The organism is Archangium sp. (assembly GCF_036389735.1).
Classification (GTDB): Bacteria; Myxococcota; Myxococcia; order Myxococcales; family Myxococcaceae; genus Archangium.
Genome location: NZ_DASVWK010000187.1, coordinates 1 through 17,453, shown reverse-complemented (window position 1 = coordinate 17,453; position 17,453 = coordinate 1). Strand labels below are relative to the sequence as shown.

Sequence of the window (17,453 nt, the reverse complement as noted above, 5' to 3'; positions counted from 1 at the left end):
CTCGCCGTCAGCGGATCCATCGCCATGTCGAAGGTGGCCAACACCCGGGTGTTGAGGGCCACGGCGCTGGCGCCGTCCGAGGGGAACGTGGTGGTGAGGCCCGGGGCGGACTCGGAGCCCTCGGAGCCGCCGCAGGCGGCGATGGTGAGGGTGAGCAGCGCGAGAACGAGGCGCGTGGCGTGGCTGTGGACGGACGGGTGGCGAAGACCTGCGAGAGGCGAGGACATGGATTGCTCTGGAGTGGGGGGAAGAACCAGGCACGCGGCGAAGTACGCAGCCAGCGTGACAAAGCGGTTCGTGGAACTGAATCCGTTGCCCGGAGCGAGACTCGCCGAGGGAGGGAAGTGCAACCAACGTAACTCGGCGATCGAGACTGTCAAGGCAGGCCGGCGGGCGCTGCGCACATACATGTGGGCAACACCTGAAGGACAGGGGGCCCCGTCAGGAACGGCGGCGCCCTCCGTCCCTCTCCCCAGAACGGGCGCACGCCCTTGGAGGGGAACATGACCACGCACAACCCGACCACCCCCACGCTTCCCGAGGCCCAGCGCGGCCCGGCGGAGAAGCTCCTGGACCTGGTGCTCGGAAGCTCCGCGCACCTGTGGCACAACCGCCCCGGCCTGGACGTGAACGGCGTCTGGCATGCGGCCCAGGGCGCCAGCGAGGTCATCGCCCGTCGGGGTACCCCGGTCCAGCCGGGCCTCTTCGTCCCCGCCGCGGTGCGGCTCTACCGCCAGCTCCTGCACATCTACCAGCTCAACACGGACCTGATGGCGCACTTCGCGTCCTACGCGCTCACACAGACGGACTGGCGTGACCTCAAGGTGGCCACGTGCGCGCTGATGCTCGTGCAGAGCCACTCCGGACAGCCCGTCCGCGACGACGACGGCTCCATCGCGTTCCACGACGACGACTTCCGCGCCATCGGCGAGGCCATGGTCCTCCACTATGAGCGCAAGTCCACGCGCATGCTCACGCCCAAGGCGGTGCTGCGAGTGGCAGAGCTGCTCGAGAACCCGGAGATCGCCCGCCTCAACCGCGAGGCCGGCTTCGGTGACCCCGCGTCCCGCAAGCCCCCCCTCGGCCGGTGGAGGAGCGTCGCCACGCGCTGGCTGCGTCTGCGTGAACAGAACCTGCCCATGCTCCAGGGCCTCGTGAAGGCCGGCTACAAGGAGACGCTGAAGAAGATCGCCCGCAAGGCCGGCTACAAGCCGGTGACGCAGGCCTTCTTCGAGGTGCTCGGCTGGAAGCAGAAGCAGGCGGACGCGGGCCACCGCTCGGTGGGCCTGGAGGGGCTGAACCTGGTCAAGCGGGAGCGCTTCGATGGGCTCTCGGAGGCGGAGATCTGCGAGTGGATAGAGCTGGAGCGTCTCTCCTTCAAGGAGGTGGTGGGCCGGTTGCCCAAGGACCTGGGCCTGACGCCGGCCATCATGGCGGCGCTGCTGCCCTCGCTGTCGGACAGGGACTTGCGCATGCTGACGCCCACGCTCGAGGAGTTGGGGTTGCTGTCGGACTCCACCATCCGCGCGCGCTGGGAGAAGGCGGTGCGGACGGCGACCGACCAGCGGGCGCTCCACATCGTGAAGAACGTCCGCAGCCAGGAGCTCAAGGCGAAGCTGGAGGAGGCGAGCGACAACGCGGCGAAGGCGGCGGTGGCGGAGGCGACAGCGGAGACGGACGTGAGGGTGATGTTCCTCATCGACAAGTCCGGCTCCATGGAGGGTGCCATCGAGCAGTCCAAGGAGGCGCTGTCGCGCATCCTCGCGGGCTTCCCGCTGGAGAAGCTGCACATCGCGACGTTCGACACGATGGGCACGGTGCTCACCCCCAAGGCCGCGAGCCGGATGGCGGTGCAGCACATGCTCCAGGGGATTCGCGCGTCGGGAGGCACGGCGCACGCGGCCGGTGTGCAGGCGCTGCACCGGGCGGGAGTGCGGGTGCCGGCGGAGGCGAAGCTCGTCGTCATGGTGGTGGGTGACGAGGCGGGTGAGGCGGGTGACCAGCTCGCCCGGGCCTTCCGCGAGTGCGGCTACACCGTGGCCGCCATGGCGATGCTGGTGAGTGTGGCCAGCGCCGCCAACCGGGGCAACACCGTGCGCACGTGCGCGGGGCAGCTGAAGGTGCCGTTCAGTGAGGTGTCGGTGGACCAGTTCGATGACCCGTACCAGGTCCCCCGGGTGCTCAAGGCGCTGATGGACGCGCCGAAGGCGGCCGTGGCCAGCCAGTCCGGCTGGGTCGAGCGGGTGATGCGCACGCCGCTGCTGAAGGTGGCGTGAGAGAGGAGTGGGTGTCGTGGACTACCGGAAGTTCCTCGGGAAGGTGGAGTCGGAGGTGCTGCCCTACTTCGGCGGGGCCTCCGTCGACGCGGCCTCTCGGCGCCTCCGCGTGTCCACGCCGCCCGCTCCGGGCTGGTGGCGCTTCGACGTCCAGGGGCGCACCGCCACCGCGCGGGAGCCGGCCGAGCCGACAGGCCTCGACGGGCTCCCGCTCGTGCGGGGCCACTTGTGGGGCACGCGGCTGGTGCGCGAGGGCGCGGTGGCCGAGCCGGTGCAACTCCTCCCCGAGGAGGAGCCGCCGCGCTTCTCACCGCTGCGCGCCCGGCGCTGGCATGACGGGACGCTCGTCTTCGAGGGAGTCGACTTCGAGGGTGAGGCCGAGGGCACCGTGCGCCTCATGCTGGAGGAGGGCCGGACGCTGGTGGAGGTGAAGGCCGTGCCGGCCTCGCTGCGGGCGGCCTTCGGCTACGCGGTGCTGGAGGGTGCCGCGCGCGCGCTCGGCCTCCGCTTCTCCGCGCCCGAGGTGCGTGGCCAGGTGCTGGCCGTGGCCGAGGGAGGCCATGCCGCGGCCGAGGCGTGGCTGCGGGCACTGGCCACCGAGCGCGCGGCCCACGTGCGCGCACAGCCGCGCGTCCAGCCACGGGCCCTGGAGCGACAGGCCCAGGGAGCGGTGTGGGTGGAGCGGGCGCTGGAGGCGGCGGGGGCGCGACTGCTCGACACGCGGCGGCTGGGGAACGGGCGGCTCGAGGTGACGTTCGGCTTCATGGGCGAGCGCTTCATCAGCATCGTGGAGGTGGGCTCTCTGCAGGTGGTGGACGCGGGCATCTGCCTCGCGGGGTCGGACAGGCAGGTGACGCTGGAGAGCCTGCCGTCGGTCATCCGCGAGGCCATCAGGAACGACGTGCTGGTCATCACCCGGCACGCGTGAGGTCTTCCCATGAACCTGCGCGAGGTGTGCCTGCTCATCGGCCGTGACGGGACGGTGCTGTGGAGCGATGCGTCGAACAGCCCCGTCTGGCTGCCGGACTCGCGCGTGCGCTGGGAGGCCATCTGGCGGCTGCGCGCGGAGTTGGAGGAGATCGCGCACAGCCACCCGGTGGGACCGCTGGGCTTCAGCGCCGAGGACGAGACGACGATGGAGGCGCTCACCGCGGCGCTCGGGCGGCCCGTGCGCTTCTCGGTGGTGGCGCCCGAGGGCATGGTGGTGCGCGCGGACGGGCGCGATGTTTTCGTGACGGAGGAGCCCGCCTGGACCGCGCTCCTGCGCGCCGACTCTGGAATGCGGGCCCACACCTCCGCTCCGTTGTAGTCGACTACAACGGGATCACCTCCAGCCGCCGCCACCCGGCCTCCATCGTGAGCTCGAGCACCCCGTCCCGCACGTGGTGCTCGCGCGCGCCGATCACTTCCTTGGGCGCTGGCAGCCCGTACACGCGCAACGTCTCCGTGTCGCGCGCCAGCGGCAGCGTGCCCTCCGTGCTCCGCTCGAGCACGAAGCGGTCCCCCGTCAGCCCTCCGGAGAGTCGCGTCAGGCGCGACGCGCCGTAGCCCTCGCCCGCGTCCTCGTACAGACGCGCCTCCACCCGCTCCGCCGCGTGGAGGTGCCAGGTGAGCCGGGGCCAGTTCGCCGAGGTGGTGTGGAGCGCGGGCTCGGTGAGGGCCAGCGCGCCCCCTTCGCGCAGCCACAGCGGTACCGTGTCCAGCGGCGCCTCGGCGATGACGTGTTGGCCACCCTCGATCATCTCGCCCGGGGCGTCGAGGTTGAAGAGCGGGAGCCACCGTCCCTCTGGCAGGTACACCAGTCGCCGCGTCTGGCCCTGGCGCACCACCGGCGCCACGAGCAGATCCTTCCCGAAGAGGAACGCGTCCTCCGCGCGCAGTGCCTCCACGTCCCCCGGCGCGTACATGACGAGCGGGCGCATCACGGGCAGCCCCTCCACCGAGGCCTCGTGCATCAGCGAGTAGAGCGTGGGCAGCAGCCGGTAGCGCCGCTCCAGACACTCGCGCGTGAGGGAGAGGTACGGCTCGCCGAAGCGCCAGGGCTCCTGGGGCGAGGTCCCCTTCGCCGAGTGGTTGCGCAGCAGCGGATAGAAGACGCCCGCCTGCATCCACCGCACCAGCATCTCCCCGGTCGCGCGACCAAGGAAGCCGGGCACGTCCACGCCCGTGAAGGCCACGCCGGACAGGCCCAGCCCCAGCAACATGGTGAGGGAGAGTTCCAGATGCGACCAGTAGCTGGAGTTGTCCCCCGTCCACACCGCGGCATAGCGCTGGATGCCGGCGAAGCCCGCCCGGGTGAGGAGGAAGGGCCGCCGCTCGGGCGCGAGCTCCCGCAGCCCCTCGTACGCCCCCCGCGCCATGCCGAGCGCGTAGACGTTGTGTACCTCCAGGTGGCGCCGGCTCCCATGCCGCGCGTCGTGCGGCAGGGTGGGCCCCTCCACCTTCCCCAGGTCCTCGCACGCGGCCGTCATGATGTTGAAGGTCTCCCGCGCGTTCTTCAGCGAGAAGCACGCCGGCTCGTTCATGTCGTTCCAGAAGCCCGACACGCCCACGTCCAGGAAGCCCTTGTGCCAGCGACCCCACCAGCGCCGCACCTCCTCGCGTGAGAAGTCCGGGAAGACGGCCGGCCGGGGCCATACCTCGCCCAGCAGCACGTCTCCCCGGTCGTTGCGCACCAGGAAATCCTGGGCGAGCGCCTCGTCATAGACGGGGTAGCCCGGCTCGGCCATCACCCCCGGGTCGACGATGGTGACCAGCCGGACACCCTGGGCCGCGGCCTCGCGCGCGAGCCCCGCCGGGTCCGGGTAGCGGGTGCGGTCCCACGTCCAGACCTTGTAGGCCTGCATGTAGTCGATATCGAGGTACATGCAGTCCAGCGGCAGGCGGTGCGCGCGGTAGCCCTGGATGACGGCGCGGATGTCGCCCGCGTTCTCGTAGCCCCAGCGGGACTGCTGAGCGCCCAGGCTCCACAGCGGAGGCAGCGGCGGGCGCCCGGTGAGTTCCGTGTAGCGCCGCACCACGTCCTCGGGCAGCGGCCCCGCGAAGAGGTAGGTGTCCAGCTCGGGCCCGGAGCACTCCCACTGCACCAGCGAGGCGTCCTCGGCGGCCACGTCCACCTCCGAGCGCCACGACTCGTCGAGGAAGAAGCCCCAGGCCTGGCCCTGCCGCAGGCCGAGGAAGAAGGGAATGGACTGGTAGAGCGGATCCGTGTCCGGGTGGTGCGGCACCACGTCCGTGTTCCAGAAGACGAAGTGGAGGCCGCGCTTGTCGAGCGCCCCCACCTTCTCGCCGAAGCCCAGCCAGGCCTCGTCCGTCGGCGCGTGCAGGGCGAGCCGCGAGCGGAAGCGGCTCACGGGGTAGTCGGACGTGGCCTCGCCGGAGAAGTCCTCGCAGCGGGCGAGGGCATGGCCCTGGGCATCGCGCAGGCTCCAGGTGCCCCGGGGGAGCGCCACTTCCAGCGAGAGCCCCTCCGCCGTCACCACCACCCGGCCCGACTCGCGGCGCACGGAGAGCGGCAGCTCCCGGGCCCCCACGACGGCCCAGGACTGCTTGGGCGCGAGCTCGCGGGGCACGTGCGCGTTGTACCAGAGGGTGGGGACGTGCCGCAGCCGCAGCACGCCCGGCAGGGGACAACGCACCTCCAGCGCGGCCCGAGGGCCCCAGAAGGTGACACGGGTCGGTTCGACGGAGACATCTTCCAGGCGCATGGGCCCTCAGAATGGGAATGCCGCGCTTCTCACACCGGGCGGAGCTCGGGACGGGAGCCGCCCTGCTTGACCGGAGGCTGGCCCTCCCGCCGCGGCTCGAGGGCCTTCACACCGTACGCGCCGGGGTCGAGCAACTCGGAGCCGGAGAAGACCCGGCGGGCACGGCCCAGCAGCCAGCCGAGGCCCTTCACCGCATCGCGCAGGATCCGGACAGGCGCCTGGCGCGAGAACAGGCGCGGGCTGAGCTGGTCCAGTTCCTCGTCCTTCATGGTGAGCTCCTTCACGCCCACGCCGTGCGTGTACACCATCTCGCCGCCCAGCCAGCCGGTGTAGGAGGCGAAGGCGAACGCGCCCAGGCCCACGAGGTTGGAGAACAGCGAGGCACGGTGGCTCGCGCGCCACATGGCGACCCCGACGGCGCCCAGCACGAGGGTGACGTTGCCCAGGCCGTGCAGCAGCATCATGTCCCGCGGCTGCTTGTCCGCCTTCACCTCCTGGGAGGCGGCCATGCCAGCCACCCCCGCCAGCAGCCCGCTCCCGACGATGCCCCACCACAGCGTCCGGCCCGCCCTGTCCAGGTGTCGGTCCCCACTGAACGTGGCCGCCAGGTCGACGATGACCGTGGTGGGCAGCAACACCAGCGGCGCGTGGATCAACGTCGGGTGCAGCTCGTGAACGCGCGTCTCCCTGGGCTTCCTCCTCGTGCTGGGAACCTGGGAGGAACCTTGGGGCGCGAGGCTCCCGGGACAACCCGCCCGCCTGTCCACCTCCGCGCACGAGCCCCGAGCGGAGGTGCATCCACGGGGAGGGGCAGGCGAGGCGCCGCGCCCCTTGTCAAAGAGGCCGCGCGTGAACGGCTCCCACGTGCCTCGATCCGCTCCGAGGCCCGATTCTCGGGCTCCAGCGCCTCCCGAGACCCTCGCATTCGTCGTGTGGAGCGCACTCCGTCTCGATGACGCTTGGGTGCTGGCGCACAGTGACTAGTCTTCGACTCGCTCACCTTCAGGAGGAGCACTGAATGTCGATGGAGTCACGACCGCCGCAAGAGGCCGAGCAGCAGAACACGGCCGAGATGATCGCCCCCACCGCCAACCCGGCGGGCCAGGCCCCCGCCTCGGTGACGCCCACAGGGCAGCCCGGTGCCCGGCGGAAGATGGGCAAGACGGGCCCTCCAGGGCCGGCCATGAAGGGCCGCAGCGTCGCCAAGCGCAAGCCGGAGAAGAAGCGTCCCGCTCCCGCCAAGAAGGCGGCCGCGAAGAAGAAGACCCCGGGTAGCAGGTTCAACGAGAAGGAGGGCTGGAGGACCGAGCCCAAGGTGGGCGGCCGCAAGCCGTCGGCCTCGCAGAAGAAGGGCCCCACCAAGAAGACGGGGCCGGCCCAGAAGACCGCGGCCCGGCGCGCCACCGCGAAGACCGCGGCCCCGGCTCGCGCTCCAGCCACCAAGCGGGGCGCCGCGAAGACCGCCACCGCCAAACGCACCACCCGCCGCTAGGCGCCTTCCCCTCCCGTCGCATGCTGACGATGGGAGGGGTCGAGCCTCACGGGGCCCGCTCCCCTGGCCGCTCCCTGGACGCACAAGCGATGGACGAAGCCGGGAGGTCTTGTCATCGTCGGGCCATGCGAATTGCTCGTCTGCTCACCCTCTCCACGCTGGCGTTCGCCTCCCCCACGGTCGCGGCTCCCCCCTCCACGAATGCCGCGAAGCCCCCCATGACCAAGACCTCCGAGACGAAGCCCTCCGACCTCGAGTTGGCGACCCGCGCCTGGCACCAGAAGCGCATCGAGGGCCTCACGTCCGCGGACGGCTGGCTCTCCCTGGTGGGCCTGCACTGGCTGAAGGAAGGCGACAACCCCTTCGGCTCGGCGGAGGACAACCACTTCATCTTCCCCGCCGGGACGCCGGCCCGCATCGGCACCCTCACCCTCAAGGGGGGCAAGGTGACGCTGGCCGTCGCGCCGGGCGTCTCCCTCCTCAAGGACGGCCAGCCCTTCTCTGGAGGGGAGCTGAGCCCCGAGGCCGAGGGCCAGAAGGACGTGCTCTCGCTGGGGACGCTGCGCTTCTACGCCATCCGCCGCGGCGAGCAGCTCGGCATCCGGGTGAAGGACACGGAGGCGGAGGCGCGCAAGAAATTCCACGGCATCCCCACCTACCCGGTGAGCGCCGCCTGGCGCATCGAGGGCCGCTTCGAGCCGGCGACCACGCCTCGGACGGTGTCCATTCCCACGGTGATGGGCACGGTGGACGAGATGACCTCACCGGGCACCATCGTCTTCACGGTGAATGGCCAGGAGTACCGGTTGGACCCGGTGCAGGAGCGCGGCGCCAACCAGTTCTTCATCATCTTCGCGGACCAGACCAACCGGACGGAGACGTACGGGGCGGGCCGCTTCCTGTACACGGACCTGCCGAAGGACGGGAAGGTGGTGCTGGATTTCAACCGCGCCTACAACCCCCCGTGCGCCTTCTCGCCCTACGCGACGTGCCCGCTGCCGCCGCCGCAGAACCGGTTGAAGCTGAACGTGGAGGCCGGCGAGAAGCGCTACGGCGACCACTGAGCGTCAGGAATACCGCCTCCCCCACGTCCCCCAGCGAGAGGAGACGTGAAATGGCGACGCTGAACATCACCTACAATGGCATGTCCTCGGACGTGCCCCTGGAGTTGGACGGCCCGGTGTCGGACGTGGACGTGCGGCGCATCGCGGTGGAGGTGGTGCGCTCCGGCGGGGTGCCGGGGCTGCACCTCGCCCACCTGCGCGAGGACGCCTTCAACCTCTACGTGGTGGACCGGTTCCGCGGGCCCCGGGGCGAGGATCGCATCTACCTGCGGCCCAAGGTGCCCTTCGGGGCGTGAGGAGGGCCGCCCATGCGCATCATCTTCTGCGGGGTGGGAGCCATCGGCTCCACGGCGGCGGTGCTGTGCCGCAACCTGGAGGCCACGCTCGTCTTCATCGACTTCGACCGGGTGGAGTCGAAGAACCTGCTGGCGCAGGCCTTCGTGAAGCCCTCGGTGGGCAAGAACAAGGCGGAGGCGCTCAAGCTCCAGCTTCTCAACCTGCACGGGGTGAAGGCCGAGGCCTTCGGCGTGCGGGTGACGCGCGACAACGTGGCGGCGCTGTGCGGGAGCGCGGACCTGCTCATCGATTGCTTCGACAACCAGGAGAGCCGCCTGCTGCTGAGCGGCTTCGCGCGGGGCGCGGACAAGCCGCTGGTGCACGGAGCGCTGGCGGCGGACGGCACCTTCGGGCTGGTGCGCTGGGACGAGCGCTTCGTCCCGGACGCAGAGGACACGGTAGGCCAGGCCACCTGTGAGGGCGGGGCCCACCTGCCCCTCATCGGCCAGCTCGGCGCCACACTCGCCCGGGCCGTGCAGGACTTCGTGAAGCACGGCACCCGCCGCGACGCCATGGTGAGCCTCGTGGCGGTGACACCCACCACCATCTGAGTCACTCCTCGGGGTTGGCGAGCCCCGGCCTTCATGGCCAGATGGACGCCATGAACCGTACCGCGCTGCTGCTCCTCTCTTCCCTCTGTGTCCTCAGCCCGCGGGTAGCGTTGGCGGAGGGCGACGTGGCCACCCGGATCCACGACTGGTTGTCGAACATCGGGAAGCCCAAGACCCCGCCCCCCGAGGACCTGGGGGCCCGCAACACCTTCACGCTCAACCCGTTGGCCCTCAAGGACGAGCGGCTCGGCGTCGAGTACGAGCATGCCTTCGGCCGGGGCTTCTCTCTCTATGTCGCCCCCGAGTTCGCCTATGGGCGCTCGAAGCGCTCCTGGGAACTGGCGCTGGGAGGCACCCTCGGGGCGCGGATCTTCGTGCTCGGAAAGGCCCCGAGCGGCATCTACTTCGGACCCGAGGCCGGTGTGGACTACCTGCGCGAGCGTCGGGAGGGAGTGCTGAGCAAGGGCTTCGGGCTGGGGTTTGGCGGGAGCGTCGGGTGGACCCTGGTGTTCTTCAACCGCCTGACCATCGCGGCGGGGCTCTCGGCCCAATACCGCGCGGTGCCGGACCTCGAGTCCACCGAGGAGGAGGCCATCCAGGTGAAGCTCGTCCCCAATCCGCGCCTGGCCATTGGCGTGGCCTTCTGAGGGAAAAACATCCCCCGGAAATAGCCCGTCAGGAATCCGGAAACCTCGCGTCAATTACCCATGAAAGGAGCGGTGACGATGCGAACGATGATGAAGCCGAGCACGATGAATCCGAAGCAGCCTGGACAGACCGGTTTCGCCAACGTGCACGTCAGTCCCGCTCCCCACTCGCGGTCGCGGTACCCGTTGTATCCCGTCGTCGGTCTCCGCTTCCGCGGGTCCTTCGACTGGCGATTTCCTGGCCTCTTCTGACGTTCCGCCTCCCGAATGCGAGAGGCGGGTTTCCAGCCTCCACCATCCGGGGACGTAGAGCGTTACGGAGACGCGTCGGCCTGTAGAGCCGAAGCCCGACAGGGCCCACTGGGTTCAACTCCCAGCCTCCCCATTCGCAGTGGACGTATCTGGCTCTCCGACAACTGAATCGCAGTGGTGAAGCGCCGCCTGCCCTCATGAGAGGCGGCACACACCTCCGTAGCTCACGGGTAGAGCAGCCGCCTCTTAAGCGGCCGGCGAGGGTTCGAGTCCCTCCTGTGGAGCTGTCCTTGATTGACTGGGTGTAGCTCAATTTGGTGGAGCGCACGGTTCGGGTCCGTGAGGCCGCAGGTTCAAATCCTGTCACCCAGATTCTTCATGCGGAGTGGGACCGGACGTCCCACTGGGTCTCATAAGCCTGGGCCGCAGGGTTCGACTCCCTGCTCCGCGACTTCTTCATCATGCCGTCCTGGCGTAGGTGGTCCGCGCGCCCGTCTGAAGCACGGGAGGACCGGGTTCGATTCCTGGGGACGGCACTCCGTAGCACCCGCTGTACATGTCGTAGGCCGCGCTCCGGGAGCAGCCTGGACTCCAAATCCGGGCGGGCGGGGTTCAACTCCTCGGCGGCCTGTACTCGCCCCTGTAGCTCAGCTGGTAGCAGCACCGATTTCGTAAACCGCAGTGTTTCCGGTCCGTGACGAAGAGCCCCGCTGTGGCGCAGTTCCATGGCGCAGTTCCCGAGGAACCGGCTCCACGAGGGGCCGGGGCTTTGGTCACGCGCTGGTGGATCTTCTCCCTGACGACCGATGCGCCGCGTCGAGCGTCGCCTGCGAGGAAGCAACTACGGCGGTCGTCCCTCCGATAACCCAGGCAGCCCCCGCGCGGCCCCTGGAGTCGGTCATGCAACAATCCCGTGTCGCCGGTTGCGGCCAACTGTGCCGCCCGATTCTCTTCGCCGTATGTCTGCTCCTCCTGGCAGCGGCGGGATGCGCACACGTTGGCGAGTGCAATCCGACCGACAACACGGTCTCATGCTGCTTGAAAGAACACCCCGGCGAGTACGAACGGTGCGCGGCCGTGACTCCGCCGACCCCTCAGTCACAACCGAACCGGCTGTTACCAGGACGGACGGAGGCAGGACTCCCCGAGGCAGAAACCGCGCCGATCCCCGATCTTCCGATGCAGGAGGAGAGGGAACAGTGGGAAAAAGACATATGTCGACCGCATTACGCGAAGTGCATCCGCGCCGGAGGTGACAGCATCAAGGGTCGGAAGAAAGGGGAGACCCAGTGTCAAGCATGCTATGACGCCTGTATGCGTCACGGGTTCTGGCCGTGGCAAGCCAACGACAAGCCCTGTCCTGGAGCTTGAGCATGAAAACCCCAAGCCAGGAGCGCTCCCCTACGTTTGGCCGTGAGATAGATCTCCTCTTCTTGAGGCTGATCGAAGCCACGGCGCCCTACGAGGATTACAAACGCGAACTCCTGAAGCTGGAGAGGCGGTGGATTCAGAGAGCAAAGACCTCAGCCCAGCGCCTTGCGGTGCAGCAAATCATCGCGAAGACCATCCTCACCGAGGCATACGGCGAGAGGATGCCGTGGAAGGAGTTCGGGCGATGGATTCGTCGGCTCCAGCAACTCGGCTTCCGCAATCTAGGGATGCGCATTCACGTCGCCTGCCTCTACGTGCAGTCACTTCACCGCTTCCCTCGTCAAGCCCGCCAAGCGTGGGACATGTTGGAGGACGCGGAGCAGAGAGCGCTCCGGCTTCGTCGAGATCGTCCCCTGCGGCAGGAACACTTGGAGGCCATCGCGCACGCGAAGAAGGTGGCCCGCGTGCCGCGCCCCCCTCCTCGATGATGTGATCGACGGCGGGGCCGGGCCGGAAGAGCCACAAAACCGGGGCAGGCTCAGTCAGGAAAAATCACGGTGCGCGTCTCTGAAAACGTGTGGGGCGGGCACGAAACGGCCCCTCCGGCTTCGTAAATCGGGGGTCGTCGGTTCGAACCCGACCGGGGCACTTCCTCAGCTTTCCTTTGCACGCCGAGCCAGCTGGAGACGGCACTGGTCTCACACACCAGACTCGCTGGGTTCGATCCCCAGGGCGTGTACTGCACCAGGCTCCCCAACCCGTCCGCGTGGCCCAATCGGGAGAGGCGGCTGGCTCAAACCCAGCTCACGTGCGAGTTCGACTCTCGCCGCGGACTTCCCCCAAGTAGGAAACCCGAGTCATGGAGACACTGGTCCTCAGCCAGTCGTACGAGCCCGTGGCACGGATCTCCTGGCAGCGCGCGATGATGCTGCTGTGGCAGGGCAAGGTCGAGGTGGTCGAGGAGTACGACGACCGCCTCATCCGCTCCGTCACCCTGGAGATCCGGATGCCTTCTGTCATCCGCTTCCTGCGCGGCGAGCGGCGCAAGGGGCGCGGCATCAAGTTCAGCCGCGACAACGTCTACATGCGCGATGGCTGCCGGTGCCAGTACTGCAACCGGAAGGTGTCGCGCCCCGAGGCCACGTACGACCACGTCGTGCCCCGGGCCCAGGGCGGCCGCACCACCTGGGAGAACATCGTGATCGCGTGCGTGCCCTGCAACCAGAAGAAGGGAGGCCGCACGCCCCAGCAGGCGGGGATGGCGCTGCTCTCCTCTCCCGTGAAGCCTCGCAAGCTCCCGGGCCTGGTGCAGCTCACCTTCGCCTACGAGAAGGGCATGCCCATCTCGTGGCGGAAGTTCCTCCGTGACGTCGCGTACTGGCACACGGAGTTGCAGGAGTGAGCGGCGGGTGGTGGGGGACGCCAGAGGTGGCCCCAGCCGAAGGGGAACGCCAGAGGCGTTCCCCGGCCCGTACGCCCCGCGCGCCGGCAGGCGGGAACTGCTGCCGGCATGTTCTAGACGTGTGTTCCGGGGAAGGTTGGGAATCCGTCATTCCAGACCCGCCCTGACGCGCGGCGTAGTGAACCCACCCACGCGACGGATGCATGGATGCGCGCTGCACGCAATCACCCCTACGCGGAGGACGTACATGGAATGGCTCGAGTTCAGTCAGTGGTCTCCGGAGGTGGAGCAGAACCTCGCACATCAGGCGGCGCGCTTGAGCGTCACGGCGAAGTCCGACCTCCTCCCCTCCCCCCGCCCCGAGAGCGTCAGCACCCGGGCCCACCAGTTGGAGGCCCTGCTGCGACAGACGCCGGCCTACAACCCCTGGGGGCACCCCGTCGCCGAGTGCTGAACGGCGCCTCGGTGCCAGGGCGGGCATGCGCCCGCGCGACCAGGGGCCGCTGAGTGACTCCGGCCATCAGGCTGGAGTCCACCACCGCGATTCAGCACGCTAGAGTGTCCCCTGCGCCCGCGAGGCGTTCCCGACCATGGCCACGAGGAAGAGCGAGGACAACGAGCGTCTCATCGACCGCGATCTCACCGCGCTGGCGCGCGAGGGGAAGCTGTCGGCGGCGCATGGGGTGGACGGTCCAGTGACGGAAGTGCTGGGCCTGCTCACGCGTGGGGGCAAGCACCCGCTGCTCTCTGGAGAGCCCGGCGTGGGCAAGTCCGCCGTGGTGCAGGAGGTGGCGCGCCGCATCGCCGAGGGCCGTGTGGACGCGGAGCTGGCCAACGGGCGCATGGTGGAGGTGTCCGTCGCCAACATCCTCGCGCGCAGCACCCAGCGCCAGGCGGCGGAGTCCTTCGAGGAGCTGCTCGGCTGGTTGAGCCGGCACCCCTGCCCCATCGTCTACATCCGGGACCTGCCCGCGGTCATCGGCGGACCGCTGGCCCCCGTGGCCTTCCGCGCCCTGCGCATGGGGGGCATCCGCTTCATCTTCGAGACCGAGCCCAAGCGCGTGCAGGAGCTGCTGCGCGCGGACGAGGCCTTCTCCGAGCGGCTCCACCTGGTGCCCCTGAACGAGCCACCCGCCGAACGGGCCCGGTGGATATTGGGCCGCGTGGCCGAGGAGCTGGAGCGCGAGCTGCACCTGCCCATCGACCCGGCGGCGTGCGACCTGACGCTCCGACTGGCCTCCAAGTTCCTCCTGGCGCAGCGGCTGCCGCGCAAGGCGATCGAGCTGCTCAAGGAGACGGCCGCGGAGTCCGTTGGCGCGGCCAAGGACCGTGTGGGCCCCGAGGACGTCCTCACCCGCTTCTGCGCCACCACCCGGCTGCCGCGCTTCATCGTGGACGACGCGATGGCGCTGGACCTGGAGGAGACGGAGCGCTTCTTCGGAGAGCGGCTCCTGGGCCAGACGGACGCGGTGCAGGCCGTGCTGCGCTCGGTGGCGTTGCTCAAGGCGGGGCTCAACGACCCGCGCCGGCCGCTGGGCGTGTTCCTCTTCGCCGGCCCCACCGGCGTGGGCAAGACGCAGCTCGCCAAGCTGCTGGCCGAGTACCTCTTCGGCTCGCAGGACAGGCTCGTCCGCCTCAACATGGCGGACTTCCCCAATGACGGTGACGAGAGCGTCCCCTTCGGCGCCTCCTGGGCCCCCGCGGTGGAGACGAAGCGCGGCGAGCTGACGGCGCTGCTGGAGGGCAAGGTGTTCACCGTGCTGCTGCTCGACGAGTTCGAGAAGGCGGCGCGCAGCGTGCACGACCGCTTCCTCCAGCTCTTCGACGAAGGCACCTTCGTCAACGGCGCGGGAGAGATCATCTCCTGCAACAACACCGTCATCGTGGCCACGTCCAACGTAGGCGCCGAGGTGTACCGCGAGCCGGCCATCGGCTTCATGGGCTCGCGCCGCCCCGAGGAGCTCATCACCGAGGTGGACCGGCGCATCGCCGAGGCCTTCCGCCCCGAGTTCCTCAACCGCTTCGACGCCATCTGCCACTTCCAGCCGCTGACGAAGGTGGAGATCCGCAAGATTGCCCAGCGCGAGGTGGGCCGGGTGCTGGAGCGCGAGGGCATCCGGGCACGCGGGCTGGACGTGGAAGTGACGCCCGCGGTGGTGGACCTGCTGGTGGAGCGGGGCTACTCGCCGCAGTTCGGCGCGCGCTACCTGCAGCGAGAGATCGAGAAGACGCTCACGGCGGCCCTGGCGGTGGAGATCGCCCGGCGGCCGCTGCCGCCCGGGGCACCGGTGCGGGTGGAGATCCGCCCGGGAGGCAAGGTGGTGGCGGTGGCCGAGCTGGCCCCGCGCCCGCGCGAGGAGACGGCCCAGCTCTCGCTGCCCACGGAGAAGTCGGTGTCGGCGGTGAAGCGGCGGCTGGACAAGAAGTCGCTGCTCAGCGAGATGGACCGGCTGGTGGGCCGCTCGCGGGCGCTGTCGGTGTCGGCGAACCGGCCGAGGCTGGAGGAGCGGCGGACGGAGCTGCTGGCGGCGACGCAGGCGCCCAACCTGTGGGACGACCCGCAGCGCGCGGCGTCGACGCTGCGGGCCTTCCGCGAGGTGGAGGCGCAACTCAACGAGCTCGACCGGCTGGAAGAGCGAGCCACCTTCGCGCGGCGACTGGTGCGCGAGGCGAAGGGCGAGGCCCAGCTCGCGTCGGCGGCGAAGCAGGTGGAGGACGTAGCGCGCGAGGTGCAGATGGCCGAGGTGCTGGGAGCCGCGGGTGCCTCGGACCACGGCGACGAGGCGCTGGTGGACATCTGCGCGAGCGAGACGGGCGAGGGACAGGACGCCTGGGTGCAGGAGCTTGCCTCCATGTACCTCGGCTGGGCGGAGCGGCGCGGCTACGAGGCCACGGCGGTGGCCGAGGCGGAGGAGCCCTTCCGGGTGGTGGTGCGGATCGCCGGGCCCGGGGCCTATGGCTACCTGGCGGGCGAGGCGGGCCTGCACCGGCGCATCGACGACGACAAGCGCCAGCGCGCCTACGTGCGGGTGCACCGGGGCGGGCCCGTGGAGGACGAGGAGAGTCTGGACGTCGAGGGCCGCGAGGTGAGGCGGCACGAGGGCACGTTCCTCGCGCGGGTGAAGACGGAAGTGACGGTGCGGGACGAGACGACGGGCCGGATGATGACGCTGGCGGGCGCGGGCGAGCTGCTCGAGATGAAGGACATCGCCTCGCGGGTGGTGAAGGGCCAGGGAGGCAGCCACACCGCCGACGAGGCCCGGCGCTACCACCTGGGCCGAAGCGCCCGGGTCGAGGACCCGCGCACGGGCGCCGGCACTCCGCGCGTGAAGGACGTGCTGCGCGGCGAGCTGGACGTCTTCATCGCCGCGTGGATCTCCCGTCCCCCCCCTGGGGGCACCCCTTCCGTCACGGGCTGAGCGACCCTGGCCTTCATCCGTCCAGGGTACGACGTGCGCCGGACCAGGAGGGGGAGCTGAGATTGACGCTCTCGCCGGGGGAGGCAAAACCTCTCCGGCATGCGCGCCATGGCTGCGTTGCTTGGTTTCTCGATACTGGCTGGATGCTCCGACCCGACTGAACAGCAGCGGGGAAACACGCCTCCGGTAGGACAGGCTCCCGGCCCCGAGCCCTCACCTTCCGAGCCCGCCCAGGGTGAGTCCTTCCTCGGGGTGGTGCTCGCCAACGAGGCGGTGGAGCTCAGTGCCCCCTTCGAGGGCCAGCTGGCTCGCATCGGCGTCCAGCCGGGGGATCGGCTCAAGGCGGGGACGGTGCTGGGCAACATGGCGCTGGAGCCGTTGCGAAGCGAGGAGCTGATGGCTCAAGCCCTGCTCGAACAGGCGGAGGCCGAGCGGAACCGGGCCGAGCTGGGGGCGAACGAGGCCGCCGAGCGGCTCCAGCGCTACCTGAAGCCCCCCTCGGGCGCCCTCTCGGCCGATGAGATCTCCCAGGCGAAATACGCGGAGAAGACCGCGCTCGCCCAGGTGGCCTCCGCGCGAGCGCGCATCCAGGAGCGTCGAGCGGCGCTCCTGCAGATCCGCCAGCGACTCGGGGAGGCGGAGTTCCGCGCGCCCTTCGACTGTGTGGTGGCGATGCGTTACCTGGATCCCGGTACCCGGGTCCAGGCCGGCAGGCCCATCCTCCGGCTCATCCAGGCGGGCGGGTTCCGGGTGCGCTTCGCGATTCCGGAAGGGCTCAGCGGCAAGGCCACCGCCGGCCTCCCGGTGAACATCTATCTCCCCGCCCTGGGCAAGCAGCTTCCTGGCAGGCTCGAGAGCATCTCCCCCGAGGTGGACGCCCCCTCTCGAATGGTGTTCGCGATGGCCACCCTGCTCGCTCCCCATGACGCCGTCCGG

The 17,453-nt window shown here is 69.8% G+C and carries 16 protein-coding genes and 7 tRNA genes; 20 read left to right on the top strand and 3 right to left on the bottom strand.

Translation table 11 applies throughout. The annotated features are described in order from the left end of the window. Window positions 1-227: Ig-like domain-containing protein (locus VF794_RS07005; RefSeq protein ID WP_331108401.1), on the bottom strand; the 227-nt coding region annotated here is incomplete at its 3' end. A 276-nt stretch (window positions 228-503) separates the two neighbouring features. On the opposite strand from VF794_RS07005, the gene VF794_RS07000 reads away from it, so the two are divergent. The 3 genes from VF794_RS07000 to VF794_RS06990 are packed head-to-tail and all read left to right on the top strand — an operon-like array spanning window position 504 to window position 3,585. Then, a complete protein-coding gene (locus VF794_RS07000) occupies window positions 504-2,276 on the top strand; it encodes a vWA domain-containing protein (RefSeq protein ID WP_331108400.1) in 1,773 nt (590 codons plus the stop codon). Between the two features lie 16 nt (window positions 2,277-2,292). Further along, window positions 2,293-3,204: a hypothetical protein gene (locus VF794_RS06995; RefSeq protein ID WP_331108399.1), complete on the top strand. Its 912-nt coding sequence runs from the start codon at window positions 2,293-2,295 to the stop codon at window positions 3,202-3,204. Window positions 3,205-3,213: 9 nt separating this feature from the next. Next, window positions 3,214-3,585 (top strand): hypothetical protein, encoded by a 372-nt coding sequence (locus tag VF794_RS06990; protein WP_331108398.1) that lies wholly within the window; start codon window positions 3,214-3,216, stop codon window positions 3,583-3,585. Window positions 3,586-3,589: 4 nt separating this feature from the next. Here the strand turns inward: VF794_RS06990 and VF794_RS06985 are convergent, their stop codons facing one another. Continuing rightward, window positions 3,590-5,983, bottom strand: coding sequence for a glycoside hydrolase family 31 protein (locus VF794_RS06985; RefSeq protein ID WP_331108397.1), 2,394 nt, complete (start codon window positions 5,981-5,983; stop codon window positions 3,590-3,592). Between the two features lie 29 nt (window positions 5,984-6,012). Continuing rightward, on the bottom strand, window positions 6,013-6,651 hold the full coding sequence (locus tag VF794_RS06980) for a DUF2231 domain-containing protein (protein ID WP_414640879.1): 639 nt from the start codon (window positions 6,649-6,651) through the stop codon (window positions 6,013-6,015). A 350-nt stretch (window positions 6,652-7,001) separates the two neighbouring features. Here VF794_RS06980 and VF794_RS06975 point away from each other — a divergent pair, with 350 nt between their 5' ends. The 17 genes from VF794_RS06975 to VF794_RS06895 all read left to right on the top strand — a co-directional run. Beyond that, window positions 7,002-7,475 carry a hypothetical protein gene (locus VF794_RS06975; RefSeq protein ID WP_331108395.1) on the top strand — a complete coding sequence of 158 codons (474 nt, stop codon included), beginning with the start codon at window positions 7,002-7,004 and terminating at the stop codon, window positions 7,473-7,475. Between the two features lie 218 nt (window positions 7,476-7,693). After that, complete coding sequence (locus VF794_RS06970) at window positions 7,694-8,539, top strand: DUF1684 domain-containing protein (RefSeq protein WP_331108394.1); 846 nt, start codon at window positions 7,694-7,696, stop codon at window positions 8,537-8,539. Window positions 8,540-8,589: 50 nt separating this feature from the next. Next, on the top strand, window positions 8,590-8,835 hold the full coding sequence (locus VF794_RS06965; protein ID WP_331108393.1) for a hypothetical protein: 246 nt from the start codon (window positions 8,590-8,592) through the stop codon (window positions 8,833-8,835). A gap of 12 nt (window positions 8,836-8,847) precedes the next feature. Then, window positions 8,848-9,426 (top strand): HesA/MoeB/ThiF family protein, encoded by a 579-nt coding sequence (locus VF794_RS06960; protein WP_331108392.1) that lies wholly within the window; start codon window positions 8,848-8,850, stop codon window positions 9,424-9,426. A 50-nt stretch (window positions 9,427-9,476) separates the two neighbouring features. Continuing rightward, window positions 9,477-10,073 carry a hypothetical protein gene (locus tag VF794_RS06955; protein ID WP_331108391.1) on the top strand — a complete coding sequence of 199 codons (597 nt, stop codon included), beginning with the start codon at window positions 9,477-9,479 and terminating at the stop codon, window positions 10,071-10,073. Between the two features lie 300 nt (window positions 10,074-10,373). Beyond that, window positions 10,374-10,458: transfer RNA gene (locus tag VF794_RS06950), tRNA-Tyr, on the top strand. 83 nt (window positions 10,459-10,541) lie between these two features. Further along, window positions 10,542-10,609: transfer RNA gene (locus VF794_RS06945), tRNA-Lys, on the top strand. A gap of 14 nt (window positions 10,610-10,623) precedes the next feature. Beyond that, window positions 10,624-10,697 (top strand) — tRNA-Pro (locus VF794_RS06940). A 7-nt stretch (window positions 10,698-10,704) separates the two neighbouring features. After that, window positions 10,705-10,776 (top strand) — tRNA-Met (locus VF794_RS06935). 12 nt (window positions 10,777-10,788) lie between these two features. Further along, window positions 10,789-10,861: transfer RNA gene (locus tag VF794_RS06930), tRNA-Phe, on the top strand. Window positions 10,862-11,698: 837 nt separating this feature from the next. Continuing rightward, window positions 11,699-12,184 carry a hypothetical protein gene (locus VF794_RS06925; RefSeq protein WP_331108390.1) on the top strand — a complete coding sequence of 162 codons (486 nt, stop codon included), beginning with the start codon at window positions 11,699-11,701 and terminating at the stop codon, window positions 12,182-12,184. Window positions 12,185-12,362: 178 nt separating this feature from the next. Next, window positions 12,363-12,435, top strand: a tRNA-Val gene (locus tag VF794_RS06920). Between the two features lie 21 nt (window positions 12,436-12,456). Beyond that, window positions 12,457-12,531 (top strand) — tRNA-Leu (locus tag VF794_RS06915). Window positions 12,532-12,555: 24 nt separating this feature from the next. Further along, complete coding sequence (locus VF794_RS06910) at window positions 12,556-13,098, top strand: HNH endonuclease (RefSeq protein WP_331108389.1); 543 nt, start codon at window positions 12,556-12,558, stop codon at window positions 13,096-13,098. Between the two features lie 247 nt (window positions 13,099-13,345). Then, on the top strand, window positions 13,346-13,552 hold the full coding sequence (locus VF794_RS06905) for a hypothetical protein (protein WP_331108388.1): 207 nt from the start codon (window positions 13,346-13,348) through the stop codon (window positions 13,550-13,552). A gap of 136 nt (window positions 13,553-13,688) precedes the next feature. Continuing rightward, entirely contained in the window at window positions 13,689-16,517 is a 2,829-nt protein-coding gene (locus tag VF794_RS06900; RefSeq protein ID WP_331108387.1) for an AAA family ATPase, read from the top strand. A 99-nt stretch (window positions 16,518-16,616) separates the two neighbouring features. After that, a partial coding sequence (locus tag VF794_RS06895; RefSeq protein WP_331108386.1) for an efflux RND transporter periplasmic adaptor subunit occupies window positions 16,617-17,453 on the top strand: 837 nt, incomplete at its 3' end.

Coding starts and splice junctions, on each gene's coding strand:
- VF794_RS07000 (WP_331108400.1), top strand. CDS start 504: ATGACCACGCACAACCCGACCACCCCCACGCTTCCCGAGGCCCAGCGC.
- VF794_RS06990 (WP_331108398.1), top strand. CDS start 3,214: ATGAACCTGCGCGAGGTGTGCCTGCTCATCGGCCGTGACGGGACGGTG.
- VF794_RS06985 (WP_331108397.1), bottom strand. CDS start 5,983: ATGCGCCTGGAAGATGTCTCCGTCGAACCGACCCGTGTCACCTTCTGG.
- VF794_RS06975 (WP_331108395.1), top strand. CDS start 7,002: ATGTCGATGGAGTCACGACCGCCGCAAGAGGCCGAGCAGCAGAACACG.
- VF794_RS06970 (WP_331108394.1), top strand. CDS start 7,694: ATGACCAAGACCTCCGAGACGAAGCCCTCCGACCTCGAGTTGGCGACC.
- VF794_RS06965 (WP_331108393.1), top strand. CDS start 8,590: ATGGCGACGCTGAACATCACCTACAATGGCATGTCCTCGGACGTGCCC.
- VF794_RS06960 (WP_331108392.1), top strand. CDS start 8,848: ATGCGCATCATCTTCTGCGGGGTGGGAGCCATCGGCTCCACGGCGGCG.
- VF794_RS06955 (WP_331108391.1), top strand. CDS start 9,477: ATGAACCGTACCGCGCTGCTGCTCCTCTCTTCCCTCTGTGTCCTCAGC.
- VF794_RS06925 (WP_331108390.1), top strand. CDS start 11,699: ATGAAAACCCCAAGCCAGGAGCGCTCCCCTACGTTTGGCCGTGAGATA.
- VF794_RS06910 (WP_331108389.1), top strand. CDS start 12,556: ATGGAGACACTGGTCCTCAGCCAGTCGTACGAGCCCGTGGCACGGATC.
- VF794_RS06905 (WP_331108388.1), top strand. CDS start 13,346: ATGGAATGGCTCGAGTTCAGTCAGTGGTCTCCGGAGGTGGAGCAGAAC.
- VF794_RS06900 (WP_331108387.1), top strand. CDS start 13,689: ATGGCCACGAGGAAGAGCGAGGACAACGAGCGTCTCATCGACCGCGAT.